The sequence below is a fragment of the Methanolapillus millepedarum genome, assembly GCF_032594115.1.
Taxonomy (GTDB): Archaea; Halobacteriota; Methanosarcinia; order Methanosarcinales; family Methanosarcinaceae; genus Methanolapillus; species Methanolapillus millepedarum.
The window spans coordinates 1500424-1515832 of the sequence record NZ_CP131060.1; the positions used below are offsets into that span (position 1 = coordinate 1500424).

The following is a 15409-nucleotide window of genomic DNA, read 5'->3' on the forward strand; positions in this document are numbered from 1 at the left end:
ATGGGCGCCATAACTCTTATGTGGTGACTGATATGACTCAAAAAAATCTGCTTATTGCGGTTTTTGTTTGTGTTCTGCTTTTATTGAGTTTTTTTGCAGGCTATGCTTTGGCAAATTCCGAATCTTTGAACGCACCTTCTCAGAAACAGACGGCCGGATCATCCGTATCTTCAAACCCGGTGGCGACGGTGATTTCGAATATCACTTTTATGATTTATACGCCGCCCGGTTCTTTAACCGAACAAAGCGATCTGATCGTTTTCGGAAAAGTGGCCGACGTCCATGAATCCAAATGGACGACCGTTGATGGAAAGCAGCCGGAAAATGTGACTGTTTCCAACTCCACGGATGAAAACGGCAATCCGATTTTAGTTGTGCAGTCCATTGATTCAAAAGGAAACGTCATTGAAGGACTTGGTCCGTTCCCGACAGATACAATTTACACAGACATCGTTTTTTCAATTGAAAACGTTTACAAGGGGACGTCTAATTCGAATGAAATTATTATCCGTTTGCCCGGCGGAACGGTTGACCAAATTCAACAGTATTACATTGATGGTTTGAATCCGGATGATTTTTCGAAAGGGGATGAATTGTTTTTGTATTTGGCAGAAGACGACGGTCTTCACAAAGACATTGGGCCGGAACATTATGTTATCATCACGCCATGGGGAAAGTTGAATCATAGGGGCGATATCTTTTACAATGAAGAAATTCGGGTCTATAAAGAAGGATATCTGTTGTCGCTGATTAACGGAACGCAATATCAATGGGTTGAAGAACATGGTTGGTATGGAAGATAACTTCCGACAAAGAGTTGAAAATGAGATTCAATTCAAAAATAAACTTTTAACATGGTCATAAAAACCAAAATTTAAGCATTAGACAACAGCGGCCTTTTTCGCCGCATATTTTTCTTCTTCTTTTTTCAACACGTTCAATTGGCGGAAAACAAACCACAATGTCAAAATTCCCGTCATCGTATCCACAACCGGAAAAGACACCCAAACGCCGGTGAGTCCCATATAAATCGGAATCACGGTCAAAACCGGCAAAATAAAAATCTGGCGCGCAATGGTCAGCAAAAATGATTCTTTGGCTTTCCCAAGCGCCTGCAAAAAAGCCGATCCGACAATGGCAAACGCGACAATCGGAATGCTGAGGTCGGCCAGCCAATAAGCGATCACCGCCTCTTCAATGAGCGGCAAATCAGTTGTAAATAGGGCAAATATCTCGGCGGTAAAGATGTAGCTGACAACACCCAAAACCAAGCTGCCGACAACAGCCCAAATGGCGGCGGTTTTGAAAATTTCCCGCACCCGGGAAAAGTTTTTGGCGCCGTAATTGTATCCCGTCAGCGGAATCATTCCCTGAACAATACCGATAACCGGAATAATAACGACGCCGAAAATGCGGTTGATGAGACCGAAAATCGCGATGGAGACATCGCCGCCGTAAATGACTAAGTTCCGGTTGACGATAATAAACATAAGCGTGAGCGATCCTTCCCGAATAAATTCAGAGACACCGATTTTAACGATGTCAGAAGACACGTGCCGGTCAAACACAACCCAGCGCAAACTGAATTTTAAACTGCTCACCCGATACATGTAAAAGACCAAAATCAAAAAGTTGAGGATTTGAGCAATGACAGTCGCAATGGCGGCGCCCGCGATTCCCCAATCGAAAATGAATATAAAAACATAATCCAAAACAATATTGGTCAAGCTGGATACCAGATACATGCCCATAATATATGTGGCGTTTCCTTCCGCCATCACAATCGCGGTCAGTGTGATGGTCAGCACTTGAAAAACGCAGCCGATCAAAATCCAATACATGTAATCTTTCGCAAACGGGAGAATTGTATCCGTTGCCCCGAATAATCTCAGCGTCGGGTCCAATAAGAAAAATCCAACCAGCGTAAAGATCAGGCTGACCAAAAGTCCTAAAATAATCATGTTTCCGATGCCTTTTTTGACGCGTTCTTCGTCTTTGGCGCCGAATCCGCGGGAAATGTAAGATGAACCGCCGACACCGACGCCGGACGACGCGGCGACCACCAGATACGCAATCGGAAACGCGATGGTGAGCGCCCCCAGACCAAGAACGCTGTCGGCGCCAAGACCGCGTCCGACAAAAACAGTGTCGACAAAGCCGTAAAGCGTTTGAATTGTTAAAGAAACAATGGCCGGCGCGGCAAGCCATGCCAGCGCTTTTTTAACGCTTCCGGTTTCCATCATTTCAAATTTGTCGGTCATAGGAATCAAAACAGTAAAATTGTGTAAAATTGTGAATGAGTATGTTGCTTATAAATTTTGGGTCATGATAAGAATAGAGGATTTTCTCTGACAATTTTTAGGATTTTAAGATATAAATCCTCATTCCTATAATTATACCTAAATTCACATTCCTTCAAGTAAAGATTAAAGTATCTTTTATCAATTCCTCTGTATTTACTCATCCTGGTTTTGGAGAATCCCCAGAATCCCTCAATCCCATTAATGTGACTTCTTCCATTGACGAATTCATATTTGCCATGATCTACTCGATAGTGTTTATCATATCCCACATCAACTAATCCATCATATCCATGCCAGTTGTCGGAATAAATAACGCTATCAAGATCAACTTTTCCTTTAATGATAGATTGTAATGTGGATTTAGAACAATCCGGAACAATTTCTGTGTAAACCTTCCCTTGCCGTTTCACCAATCCAAATACAATCGTTTTATTGCCGGCGCCGCGTCCTCTCTTTCCCTTTACACGTTTCGGGCCAAAGTATGACTCATCAACTTCAATTTCTCCTTGGAAGGGAGATTCCAATTTACAGAATTCGGCAATCCGCTCGCGGATTGCCATGAGGTATCGGTTGATCGTAATACGGCTGACTCCAACAATTTGGGATATTTGTGTTGCATCCAGATCCAAAGCAAAAAGCTTGACAATTTGACGAAATTTTGCTTCAGAAATTTTTGAACGATTGACATATTTGTTTTTCATATTCTTGAGCATGATTTGAACACCAAATTATATTTGTGTTCTTATCATGACCCTAAATTTTTTATAAAAATAACTTTAAAATCGTGGCTCTGAAAACATCCTTGATGTATAAATAGTAATTCACGAACGAATTTCGGTTTTTTTGAACTCAAAAAGGGAGCATCAATCTTAAAATCTAAACGAAAAAGTGTCGCTGTAACGCGCGCGTCGTCGCAAACTCAAAAAAAGAAAAGTGAAAAAAGAAAAGTTAATGCAGGAAATGCCGCATGCCGGTAAAGACCATGGCAACGCCGAGACGGTTGGCGGTTGCAATCACTTCGTCGTCGCGGATGGACCCGCCCGGCGACAAAATGTATTTGAGTCCCGCTTCGCTTGCGAAAATGACGCTGTCGTCAAACGGGAAAAAGGCGTCTGACGCCATCACACATTCCGAAATCACTTGTTTTTGATATTCTTCAAGCGTGATCGTCATCGGGTTTTCTGCATTCATCCGTTCGTACATGGTTTTTAAATTGTCGTAGGCTTTGGGCGCGCCGAGTTTTCGGATGGAATCCACGCGATTCGGCTGTCCGGCGCCCATGCCGAGAAGCATGTAATATCCCGGTTCATATTCGTAAGCGATTGAAATTGAATTTGATTTAATACATTTGCAGGCGCTCATCGCAAATTCGGAAACGCCTTTTTTGGCGTCCGGGAATTTTTCTTGGGTGACAAGGTCCCATTTTTCAAAAAGACCGATGTCGCGGTTTTGTTCAAGAAGTCCGCCGGTGACGTGTTTATACACGAATTTGTTGTCAAACGCTTTGTCAAATCCTTTGAGTTCCAAAAGGCGAAGGCTTTCGCTTTTCTTTTTCAGAATTTCTAAGGCTTCGGGTTCAAAGCCGGGAGCGACAATGATTTCAATAAATTTTTTGTCCAAACACTTTGCCGTTTCAACGTCAAAAATCCGGTTGACGCAAATGATGCTTCCGAATGCCGAAACCGGATCGCCGTCCCAAGCCGCCAAAAAGGCGGATTTGAGTGTTTTTCCGGTGGCAAGGCCGCACGGGTTGTTGTGTTTCACAATCACGACGCTCGGGTTCTTGCTGCTCAGATCTTTGAGCGTTAAAAGGGCGTTATCGATGTCGATATAATTGTTGTAGGAGAGTTCCTTCCCGTGAAGCTGAGTCGCGTTGGACAAGCTCGGTCCGGCGCAACGCGTGTCTTTATAAAATGAAGCTTCCTGATGCCAGTTTTCACCGTAGCGGAGTTTGGTTCCGCCGACAAAAGAGAAACGTTTCACCTTTTCATCAAGAAGCGTCCGGCTCAGATAGGTGTCAATCGCGCCGTCATAATCAGCGGTGTGACGGAAGGCTTTCACCATCATTTTTTCTTTGACCGGGAGAGAAACGTTACCCGCGTTTTCTTCCAATTCCTTTTTGATTTTGGAATAATCGGACGGGTCGCACACAACGGTCACAAATTTGTAATTTTTCGCCGCCGCCCGAAGAAGCGACGGTCCGCCAATATCAATATTTTCAACGGCGTCTTCCAGCGTCACACCCTCTTTGGCCACCGTTTCCCGGAACGGATAGAGATTGACGACGACCATGTCAATGGCGGCAATTCCCTGAGCCATAGCTTGCGCCGCATGAACCGGATTATCTCTCAAATAGAGAAGTGCGCCATGAATTTTCGGATGAAGGGTTTTGACGCGTCCGTCCATCATTTCGGGAAACCCGGTAATTTCGGAAACGTCCATGACTGAAATGCCGGCGTCTCGAAGTGTTTTTGCTGTTCCGCCGGTTGAAATGATTTCAAAATTGTGCGCAACCAACGTTTTTGTAAAATCAACGATACCTGTTTTATCGGAAACACTGATAAGTGCTCTTTTGACCAAAAAAATCACCAACTCGTCTTAATCCGGAGGACTCGGACATCATGATAAGATTAAGATTGATAAGTATGAAATTGTAAGGAATAGAGATTCAGTTACAAATTATGCGAAACCTATCAAAGAGGAAAGTCAAAAAATAAAAACCTTGTGTTACGTCCCTTTCCTCTATAATTTTTTAAAACAGATTTTTCAACATCTGTTTTATGATTCAATCCCGTGTCCGATGCAAAATAAAATCAAATATTTAGACAAAAATATTTATCAATCTTGTTTGCCTGTGCATTCATACATTTACTTATACATTTGAATCCATATTCAGAATCCATATTTAATATTCCATTCATATTTCCATCCTCTGAGAATTCAAAGCAAAGGAAATAAAAAACGTTTATAAATCGTGGTCTGTTTGTTTTACGGCGCGGTTTTATTGACAATTGAAAAAGGTTTTCAAAAATGAGTCAACCGGATAATCGCTTTGAGCAAGGAAGAACGCTTCTGCTGGACGGCCGGTACAAGGAAGCGGGAGACATTTTTGCGCAGCTTTCAAAGGAAATGCCGAAATTTAAAAAGGCATGGGAAAGCTTGGCGTATACGTATGTCCAGTTGAACGCATATGATAAGGCAATCGAATGTTACGAAGAAATTTTAATCCGCTATCCGAAAGACCATGTTTTTTGGAATCAAAAAGCGGTTTTGGAAGAACAGGCCGGTCAGTTTGACAAAGCGATGGCGTCGGTTGAAAAAGCCTTAAAATTCGATCCGGAGAATGCCGAATATTTGTATTCCAAAGGATTCATTCTCTCCCGGCAAAAGAAGTTGAATGACGCGATTGCGTATTTTGACCGGGCTCTTAACGCGGATCCGTTTTTATTTTCAGCGGCCGACCTCAAATGCGTTTGCTTAATGTCTTTGGGCATTTACGATGAGCTTGCCGCATCCTGTCTTCTTTTTATCGACCGGTTTGAAGGTTTTGTCGCCGAAGGCAATGAAGAAGACCGCGAAGGCACGCTTTTTGGGAAAGACGATGAGACGAAACTCCGGCAGGAAGACCTTCGCCGGCTTTACAGTTACCAATCGTTTGCGTTTATGAAGATGGGCGCTTTTGAAAAATCGGAAGAAGTTTTGGAAAAAGAACTTCTGATCAGCCCCAACGATGCCGGCGTTTATTATTATTTGGGATTGATGCAAAACGCGACCGGGAAGCTTCAAAAAGCGGTATCGTCTTTTGAAAAAGTCATTGAGTTAGACCCTAATTTCATGAATGCCCGAATTCAGCTCGGATTTGTGTTGTCCAAAATCAATACGTTCGATTCGTTGGAAAAGGCTCTTTCTGTCTTTGACAAAATTGTCGCGGCCGAGCCTGAGAATTTGAGCGTCCGCTATGAAATCGGTAAAATTCATCTCCGGTTAAACGAGCCGGAAAAGGCGTTGGCCGCTTTCACTTATGTTTCTCAAATGGATCCGGCGTTCATTCCGGTGTACGAAGAAATCGGAAAATTAAAGTTAGCGTCCGCCATTCAATATCCGGCCGCTTTGGATGAAGCCATCGTTCTTTTGTCAAAAGCGCAAAACATTGATCCGTTCCACTACGAAATCACGAATATGCTCGGCATCGTTTACGCTAAAAAGGGCAGCAATGAACAAGCCGTTCAAAATTTTGACCGCGCGATTCATTCCGACCCGTTCAATCCGAAAGCGTATTTTAACAAGGCGCTCATCTTGGTCAAAATGAACAATTATGAAGAGGCGGCAAAGTTCTTTGAGGAATCTCTCAAATACGACGCGTCAAATCCGGATGTGTTGGATAATTACGCGACGACGCTTTTTAAGTTGGAGCGGTATTTGGACGCTTTGAATGCTTTTAAAAATTTGAAGACGATCGATTCCGGTTATGAAAATGTGGATATGAATATTCAAATTTTAGAAGGCAAATTGAAAGTTTGAAGTTAAAAATTCCTACGCTTTGCTTCGGAATTTTTCAAAGGGCGGGGGAGAGTCTGTTTCTAAAAAGTTCGCTTCGCGAACGACTCCCTTCGGTCGCTAAAAGTTTGTTTTTGCCATACGAATCCGTCAAGCAAAATGCCCCGCAAAATCAGACGCTTCGCGTCTGTATTTTGCGGATTTCCATAAGCAGATGCATTCTGATTGTCAGTTGACTGTTCCGATTGCATCTGCTGTTTACTGTTCCGATTGCATCTGCTGTTTACAGTTCCGATTGCATCTGCTGTTTACTGTTCCGATTGCATCTGCTGTTTACAGTTCCGATTGCATCTGCTGTTTACAGTTCCGATTGCATCTGCTGTTTACAGTTCCGATTGCATCTGCTGTTTACAGTTCCGATTGCATCTGCTGTTTACTGTTCTGTTTGCATCTGCTGATACTGTACTCAAATCATCTTATCAAAATCCGAGAAAATCAAACGCAAAGCGTTTGATTTTTCGGGAGGGTTTGCTTGATTATCAAAAAATATGTCCTTGCCGCTTGAATTTTCAAAAAACCGTCCCCGTTCCCTTTTGAATCAAATGAAAATGTGTCGCCATAACGCGCGCGCCGGCACGCTGCAAAAAAGAGAAAAGAAAACAGAGAAAGGAAGAAAAGTGAAAAACGTTATTGTTTCCCGCTTTCTTTTCCCATGTCAAACGCTTTTAAATTCACGTCCAAAAACTTGGGCGGAACCAACGCTTGAATACATTCTTTAAATGTTTTTTCCGGAATCGGAATAAAATTAGACGCGGCGCCAATCATCACAACGTTTGCAGCTTGGCGGTTCCCGGCGGCTTTCGCCACCTCCGTCGCGTTAAACGGAACCACTTTGAAATGTTTGGACAACTTTTCCGCGAGTTCCGAAACGTTCGGATAAACGGCTTTTCCGGTCGTCACCGTAAACGGCAAAACTGTTTCCGTGTTCATGAGAATGACGCCGCCTTTTTTCATCAAATGGGCGTACCGGACGGCTTCAATCGGCTCAAGCGCAATCATTAAGTCGGCGCTTCTTTGCGGAATCAAAGATCCGTAAGCGCTGCCGATTCGAACGTGATTTTCAACCGAACCGCCGCGCTGAGCCATGCCGTGAGTTTCCGCGGCCTGAACCGCCATTTCTTCCAAAACGGCGGCGCGTCCCAAAATGTCGGATGCCAAAATCGCGCCCTGCCCGCCAACGCCGCAAATGACGACATCGTACTTGACGTCTGTTTTTCCGCCGTTGGGGACCGTTCCGAAACATTGAGTTTTATTGTTAACCGGAATCATTCTGTCACCTCCAAAATGGCATGGAACGGACAAATTTGCGCGCAAACGCCGCAGCCGATGCACTGTGAATTGATAAAAGCGACCGCTTCCTTCGTATTGAATTCCGTTGCCGGGCAGCCGAATGAAATACATTTTTTGCAGCCGCGGCAAAGCTCTTTTGAAACAGCGTACGGCTTTCTTTTGACGCCGTCCTTTCGAGCGACAATCGCGCAGGCTTGTTTGACGATCACGACGGCGGTGCCTTCAAACGCTTTTGCTTCTCTAAACGCGTTTTTCATTTCGTCATAATTGTAAGCGTCAACAACCCGGACAAACTTCGCGCCGACGGCAATGCAAATGGCTTCCAAAGACACGGCAACCGTTTCTTCGCCGGTGGCGGTCAGCCCGACATTCGGGTTCGGCTGGTGTCCGGTCATCGCCGTAATCCGGTTGTCCAAAATCGCGACCGTGATGTTGGATTTGTTGTAGACGGCGTTCATCAGCGAATTAACGCCGGTGTGCAGGAAGGTGGAGTCGCCGATTGTACAGCAAATTGATTTCTTTTCGCCGGCAGCCGACATTCCGGAAGACATGCTGATGCTCGCGCCCATGCAAATGGTTGTGTCAACAGCGCCGCTATGGATTCCGAGTGTGTAGCAGCCGATGTCGCTTGGGAAAACCGCGTTTTTGCCGAACACATCTTTAATGACTTGAAACGCCGAACGGTGAGAACAGCCGACGCACAAAGCCGGCGGCCGCGGCGGCAAAACAATTTCCGCCAACTCTTTCGGAAAAAGCGATACATTGGGAACTGTCACAGATGATATCAATTCCGAGTCCAGTTGCGCCAACACGGCCGGATCGCATTCATCTTTAAAAACGGAAAGAAGTGCGTTTCGGCAAATGTCAAAATTAAGTTCGTTCATGCGCGGAACCGGGTCTTTGCCGAAAATTTGAGTTTTGACGGTTTCTTTGTGTTTTTCCGCGATGATCCGGACATTGTTTTCCACGATCGGTTCCAACTCTTCAATCACCAACACTTTCTCGCAGCGGGAAAGCATTTCTAAAATCAAATTTTCCGGAACCGGATACGCCGTAATTTTCAAAAACGAGGCGTTGATGCCCAAATAATGAAGCGCCTCTTTGGCGTAAACAGATGCGATGCCGGATGCGATCACCCCGATTTCTGACTTTTCGCACAGTTCCAAAACGTTCCACGGAGAGCTTTCCAATGCTTTTCCCATTTCCGGATATCGGTCCAAAATCACTTTGTGGCGCGCTTTCGCGTTGTTCGGCATCATCACCCAGTGTGCCGGGTCTTTGGTAAAATCGGCTTTTCTGTCATTCGGTTTAACTTCTCCGAGAATAACGCCGGATTTGCCGTGACTGGTTCTTGTCGTCGGTCGGAACAAAACCGGGGTTTCAAACTTTTCCGAAAATTCGAACGCATACGAAATCATGTCTTTCGCATCTTGAATTGTGGCCGGGTCAAAGCAGGGAATTTGCGCAAATTCCGCATAACGTCGCGTGTCTTGTTCGTTTTGGGACGAGTGAAAAGACGGGTCATCCGCCGACACAATAATCATGCCGCCTTTGACACCGGAATACGCGACCGTCATTAAAGGGTCGGCGCCGACGTTGAGACCGACATGTTTCATAGTGACAAGCGAGCGAACGCCCGTAAAGGCCGCGCCGATCGCCACTTCAACCGCTACTTTTTCATTGACGGACCATTCCACGTAAAAATCGCGGTCTTTTTGAACACGCAAAATGTCAATGATTTCGGAAGACGGCGTTCCGGGATATCCGGACACGACACCGACGCCTCCTTCCAAAACGCCGCGGGCGATGGCAGCGTTTCCAAGCATATATTCTTTGGTCATAGAAAAACTCCGATTCTATTTGTTCTATGTTAAATGATGAAATTTAAAATGAATGAAACTCCGATAATGTTTGATGATTAATCAATAAGATATAGTAGGATTGAATTTGTTTTTAAAATCATTTTGGTTCAAAATCGTTTAAGATTAAATTATTTGAAAATGCGGATACTGTGTGCGGATAATGTGCCGGCGGTCGCCCGCGCGTTATGGCGACTGCTTTTGATGCCGAATCAAAAAGCAGACCGCCATTTTTAAATGACGAAATCAGTTCGTCCTGTTTTAATGTTAAATAATTCCGACAATAAAAGCAACCAGTGCCAGCAACATGGCGATTTTAAGCAACTTTGAGGCTTTGGTGTAATCTTTTTTCACCAGCACGTAAACTGTGTAGAGGAAGCAGAGTTCCACCGGAATAAGCGCGTACAAATAGTAAACGCCCATTTCTCCCATAAAATACGGCATCGGGCTTAATATCATTGCGAAAATTCCCATGGCGGCGGCCAAATAAGCGGCCGGTTTTTCGCCGTATTTGATCGGGAAGGTGACAGCGCCGTCCTCAGCGTCTCCTTTAATGTCTTCAATGTCTTTAACAATTTCACGTGAAGCGGTCGCGAAGAACGCCAAAACGGCAAGCGGCAAAAGCGCAAAAATTCCATCCCAGCCGAAAAACGCGGCGCCGAAAAGGAATGTGGATCCGGTCAGATAGGCGATGGACAAGTTTCCGATGAGAATTGTGCGTTTTAAGGATTTGGCGTACCAAATCAGCATGAAAACATTTAAGAAACCAAAGACACCGGCAATCGGGTTGATGAGAAACGCAATCAAGAGCGCGACGGAAAAGCCGGCGATCGCCAAATAAACGGCTTCGGTTAAGCTGACACGTCCCGCCGGAAGCGGGCGGTTCGGCTTATTGACTCGGTCGATATCGATATCGTAATAATCGTTGAGAACATTTCCGGCGCCGGACGCTAAAAAAACCATGATGAAAATATCCAACAAGATGAACGCATCGTACAAAGAATAGATGTCGGAAACGGCGGAATCAAGAATGGATGCGGCGATGAAAACAGCAACGACGGATGAAAAGCCGGCCATGACGCAGTTTTTGTACCGCATCAGTTCCAGATAATCTTTTGCCTTTTGAATCAATTGGACCATTGTCGCGTCTCGTTTCTCTGTTCGAAATTGATGAATAACAATAAATTTAGGAAGAATCCGTTTATTTTTTCGGGACAACTTCAAGCATTCTGTCCAATGCTTTTTTGGCGCGGACACGAATGTCTTCGGGGACGGTTACTGCCGGTTGTTCCGTTTCAAGCGCGCGCGAGATGGACGGGAGCGTCGCCATTTTCATGTTGGAACAGTACGTGTATTTGGAAACCGGATAAAAGAGCTTGTCCGGACTGTCTTTTTTAAGCTTGTGAATCATTGCCTGCTCGGTTCCGATGATGAATTCTTTTTCCGGAGATGCGGCAGCGTATTTGATAATTCCGGCCGTGCTGTAAATGCCGTCGACGAGATCCAATACTTCGGGGCGGCATTCCGGGTGCGCCAAGAAAATGGCGTTCGGATGCGCGTCTTTGGCGTCCAAAACATCTTGTTTTGTAATTTGTTGGTGAACCGGACAAAATCCGTTCCAAAGGTGGACAGTTTTATCGGTGTGCCGGGAAATGTAGTGTCCCAAGTTTTTGTCCGGGATGAATAAAATTTCGTCATTCGGAAGGGAATTGACGACTTCTTTGGCGTTGGCGGACGTGCAGCAAATGTCGGACTCAGCTTTGACCGCCGCCGAACTGTTGACATAGCAGACCACCGCTGCATTCGGATACTTCTTTTTTTCCACCCGGAGCGCGTCAACGGTGACCATATCCGCCATCGGACAGCCGGCATCGGCGTCCGGCATCAATACTTTCTTTTGGGGAGATAAAATGTAAGCACTTTCCGCCATGAAGTGGACACCCGCAAAAACAATAATGCCGCAATCGACGTCGACAGCCGCTTGGCTGAGCGCGAGCGAATCCCCGACGATGTCGGCGATGTCTTGGACTTCCGGCCGGGCGTAGTTGTGCGCGAGAATGATGGCGTTTTTTTCCGATTTAAGCTCGGCAATCCGAAGAACCGTTTCTTCCGCATTCATAAGAATCACAAAATAATAATGAATCAATCAAATGATGAGTAAAAGGAATCATTCTATTAATATTAAACCATTTCCGAATTTGAGATGATTGAAAAAAGACCGGATTCCGGCTTTGACTGTTTTTTAAAAATGGGTGCTGTAACGCGCGCGGACGGTGCCGGCAAAAAAAGAAAGAGAGTCCGAAAATTAAAAATGTTAATCCTTTGAGACTCCACTTTCTTGAATTATGTTCCCGTCATCATCCACCAAACGAACGGGAAAAAAATCGTATTCATCCTGTCCCAATTCTTGAATGAAAATATCTCTCGCTCTTTTTGTGATGATCCAAAACCGTTGAACCGGATAAGGATTGTTCATGATGTTTCCGAAATATTCTTCTGTTTGATTCAAATCAGAAACATTTTTCATCACAGTTTGATGGTAATAAAATTGAAGACGATAAACAAATGCGCCAACAGGGTACTTTTTTCTTTGAATAATCGTCGGAGGAGACAAAACCGGCGGCATTAGACTTGTCGAAACGAGTTGAAAGCATTTCTGTCCTGTTTCATTCTGTTTGTGAACTTTTTCTTCATATTTTATTACGTTGCGTGTATAAAATCCGGAAATATTTTTATTGTTCAGAACCGAAAGTCCGGACAGCGTCGCCACCATTTCTCCGAAATTTGTCAACGTTAAGTTACGGTCTTCCAATTCCGCCGACCGGATGATCAAGTCGGTGATTTGTTTTTCGATGAGCAGCTCATTTTCTTTTCGATATTTATTGACGATTTCAAATTTTGTTCCGTTGAATTTTCCGCCGCTGAGTTTTCGTCTCGGATAATAAACATAGAGTTCACTTTCCGAATCGAATACATCGGATTCATCGGTTGAAATAACAAATATTTTGAGAAGGATAATAAAAATCAGACTGACAAACAGGGGCGCTAAGGAAATGGCGGCTTCTCCGAAAATACCGGTAATTTGAAGTGTTATTTCCGGAAAAATTCGGGCAAATAGAATGACAATGACACCGGAAATGAGAACATTCAGACCTGAAAACAATGGTGCCGTTAAAAAGGCACGGATGATGAAAAAGTCGTATTTTTTAATCGGCGTGTAGAGGAAATTTGTTGTGGCCAGATAAATTCCAGGAAACACCGTCATTAAGAAAAACAAAATGAGAGATGTAGATTCCATTATTCAACCCCCTCTTTTTGTGACATGTCGGTTTTTTGCGCAATCGCATTTGTTTTTCTAAAAAGAACTGAAAACAATAAAATGAAAAATGTATCGAAAAGGCTTGTACAAAGATAAAAAATGATACCATCTTGAATAGGAATTGATGAGATTAAATAAGTTGTAAGCTCATACAGAGTAATAGGGATGAATATGCTGTTTAAAGTGAACCCTGACAATACCAGGATACGGCCTTTTGTCGGGGTATATGGAGGCGGATCTAATCTAGAGTGTATACGATAAAAATTGAAATATCTATAGCAGTAAAATGAGAACGCGATTTGAACGGGAGAATAAAATAAAAATAATATGCCGACGTTTGAATAAAATAGGAAAAATAAAGTAAAAAGCACAATCTGTAAGATCAAATAATCACGGAGAATGTGCGGTTTTTTGTTGGTTTGTTCTAAAATGTTCATAATTTAATTCCTCAATCCGTTTCAGGAAATTCAGTTTTCATTTACTTGTGCCATCTCAGAAACATCAGATAGTTGATTTTCAATCACGTTCCCGTCCTCGTCTACCAAATGAACCGGGCTGAAATCATCTTCCGTTTGGTCAAACCGTTCAATGAAAATATCTCGTGCCTTTTTTGTCAAAATCCAAAATCTTTGAACAAACACGGGGTCACCATACTCGCTTCCGAAATATTCGGACGTTTGATTAAAATCAGAAATTTCCGATAGAATTTGTTGATTGTAATAGATGTCTCCTGAAACCAAAACTTTTAATGGGTATTTTTTGGTTACAATTTCCGTTGGTGGAGACATCTTCGGCATAAAATGGTTGCAGACAAGCTGTTTATATTTGAAATTATCCGCCGGGTCTGCTTTTGAAAAAACCCGGTAAGATTCATCTTTTTTGACAGGGCGGGTATAAAATCCGGATATACCGTTTTCTTTCAGAATTTCTAAAGCTTGGTTTGAAACAACAATTTCTCCATGCGTCGTCATCATTAAATATTCTCCTTCAAGATACCTGAAGTCGGCTGCTAAATCCGTTAATTGGGAACGGATTGGCAATTGATCTTCTTTTCTTTTTTTGTTGGCGATATCAAATCTGGTTCCCATCGTTCGACCATCCGGCATTACCTCGTTTGGATGAAACACGTACAAGTCAAAATCTTTGTCAATTATTTCTTCCAAATAATTAATTTTTAAATCTCTTGGTGGAACAATGTATATTTTAAGTAAGATGATTAAAATCAAACTGAAAATGAAAGGAACAAGAACAACGGCATAATTTCCCACCAATCCTTCAAAATACGAGGAAATTTTTGGGAACAAGGAAATAAAAATTCTGGCGAAAATCATTGAAATAAGCACATTCGCAATAAAAAACAACGGAATCGTGAATAAAAGACGAATAATGAACAAGTTATATTTTTTATTCTCCGTGTAGATGAAATTTTCTCTTGCCGCTAAGTAAATTCCGGGAAGGGTTGCCATAAGTATGAAAACATATTCATATTGAATAGCCATCATTTTGAGTTCACCTTAGCTTTACTCTTTTTAATTGATGGTGCTTTTGTGGCATGTTTTGTTAAATGGCGGAAAAACAAAATAAAAATTAAATCAAAAATGAATAAAAATGGGTAAACAAACAAATAATTTCCCATAATATCCAAAGCAGGCAATTCTGGATTTAAATAACGATATATGGAAGCAATAAGGTCTATTAAAATTAATGGAAATGCAAATGCGTTAAATAAATAACCGATAAACGAAAACAGAGTGTGTAACGTCTTGTCTGCTGCATCTGTTTTTGAGTGAATTTTGAAAAATTGATAGTGTTCAAGGCAATAATAAGAAACGAGAAGTTGTGTAAGTCCATAAACTGATACAAAAAAACTGGCGTTTTTGAATAAAAATGAAAACAAAACAGAAGCTAGAATTATTAAAATGAGTACTCCTTTAAAGATGAACCATAAATAATCCTGAAATAATCGTGGTTGCATAATTTGTCTCCCAATAAATGAGAGGAAAACTTTCCTCTCATTTATCTTGATTTTTTACTTGTTGGCAGTATCATGCTCCTGAATTTTCGTTACATTACTGCACCGC

Annotated in this window: 13 protein-coding genes; 3 read left to right on the top strand and 10 right to left on the bottom strand. The window is 43.0% G+C overall.

Annotation, left to right across the window (positions count from 1 at the left end; translation table 11 throughout):
- The first annotated feature begins 32 nt into the window (after positions 1–32).
- Positions 33–803 (top strand): hypothetical protein, encoded by a 771-nt coding sequence (locus tag MsAc7_RS06915; RefSeq protein ID WP_338102185.1) that lies wholly within the window; start codon positions 33–35, stop codon positions 801–803.
- Between the two features lie 78 nt (positions 804–881).
- On the opposite strand, the gene MsAc7_RS06920 is transcribed toward MsAc7_RS06915, so the two are convergent.
- From MsAc7_RS06920 to purH, 3 genes are all read right to left on the bottom strand, one after another.
- On the bottom strand, positions 882–2261 hold the full coding sequence (locus tag MsAc7_RS06920; RefSeq protein WP_338102186.1) for an MATE family efflux transporter: 1380 nt from the start codon (positions 2259–2261) through the stop codon (positions 882–884).
- A gap of 62 nt (positions 2262–2323) precedes the next feature.
- Positions 2324–3004, bottom strand: a complete 681-nt coding sequence (locus MsAc7_RS06925; RefSeq protein WP_338103468.1) for an IS1595 family transposase — start codon at positions 3002–3004, stop codon at positions 2324–2326.
- Between the two features lie 247 nt (positions 3005–3251).
- Positions 3252–4883 (bottom strand): bifunctional phosphoribosylaminoimidazolecarboxamide formyltransferase/IMP cyclohydrolase, encoded by a 1632-nt coding sequence (purH, locus tag MsAc7_RS06930; protein WP_338102187.1) that lies wholly within the window; start codon positions 4881–4883, stop codon positions 3252–3254.
- Positions 4884–5333: 450 nt separating this feature from the next.
- Here purH and MsAc7_RS06935 point away from each other — a divergent pair, with 450 nt between their 5' ends.
- Entirely contained in the window at positions 5334–6824 is a 1491-nt protein-coding gene (locus tag MsAc7_RS06935; protein WP_338102188.1) for a tetratricopeptide repeat protein, read from the top strand.
- 190 nt (positions 6825–7014) lie between these two features.
- On the top strand, positions 7015–7314 hold the full coding sequence (locus MsAc7_RS06940; protein WP_338102189.1) for a hypothetical protein: 300 nt from the start codon (positions 7015–7017) through the stop codon (positions 7312–7314).
- A gap of 173 nt (positions 7315–7487) precedes the next feature.
- Here MsAc7_RS06940 and MsAc7_RS06945 read toward each other — a convergent pair whose 3' ends face one another.
- The 7 genes from MsAc7_RS06945 to MsAc7_RS06975 form a co-directional block, all read right to left on the bottom strand.
- On the bottom strand, positions 7488–8129 hold the full coding sequence (locus MsAc7_RS06945; protein ID WP_338102190.1) for an indolepyruvate oxidoreductase subunit beta: 642 nt from the start codon (positions 8127–8129) through the stop codon (positions 7488–7490).
- Complete coding sequence (iorA, locus tag MsAc7_RS06950; protein WP_338102191.1) at positions 8126–9991, bottom strand: indolepyruvate ferredoxin oxidoreductase subunit alpha; 1866 nt, start codon at positions 9989–9991, stop codon at positions 8126–8128. The genes MsAc7_RS06945 and iorA overlap by 4 nt, the downstream gene beginning before the upstream one ends.
- 285 nt (positions 9992–10276) lie before the next feature.
- Positions 10277–11149 (bottom strand): geranylgeranylglycerol-phosphate geranylgeranyltransferase, encoded by an 873-nt coding sequence (locus MsAc7_RS06955; RefSeq protein ID WP_338102193.1) that lies wholly within the window; start codon positions 11147–11149, stop codon positions 10277–10279.
- Between the two features lie 61 nt (positions 11150–11210).
- On the bottom strand, positions 11211–12128 hold the full coding sequence (gene nadA / locus MsAc7_RS06960; protein WP_338102195.1) for a quinolinate synthase NadA: 918 nt from the start codon (positions 12126–12128) through the stop codon (positions 11211–11213).
- 195 nt (positions 12129–12323) lie between these two features.
- Positions 12324–13307 carry a hypothetical protein gene (locus MsAc7_RS06965; protein ID WP_338102197.1) on the bottom strand — a complete coding sequence of 328 codons (984 nt, stop codon included), beginning with the start codon at positions 13305–13307 and terminating at the stop codon, positions 12324–12326.
- Positions 13308–13795: 488 nt separating this feature from the next.
- Positions 13796–14830 (bottom strand): hypothetical protein, encoded by a 1035-nt coding sequence (locus MsAc7_RS06970; RefSeq protein ID WP_338102199.1) that lies wholly within the window; start codon positions 14828–14830, stop codon positions 13796–13798.
- On the bottom strand, positions 14827–15303 hold the full coding sequence (locus tag MsAc7_RS06975) for a hypothetical protein (RefSeq protein ID WP_338102201.1): 477 nt from the start codon (positions 15301–15303) through the stop codon (positions 14827–14829). The genes MsAc7_RS06970 and MsAc7_RS06975 overlap by 4 nt, the downstream gene beginning before the upstream one ends.
- Positions 15304–15409 lie beyond the last annotated feature (106 nt).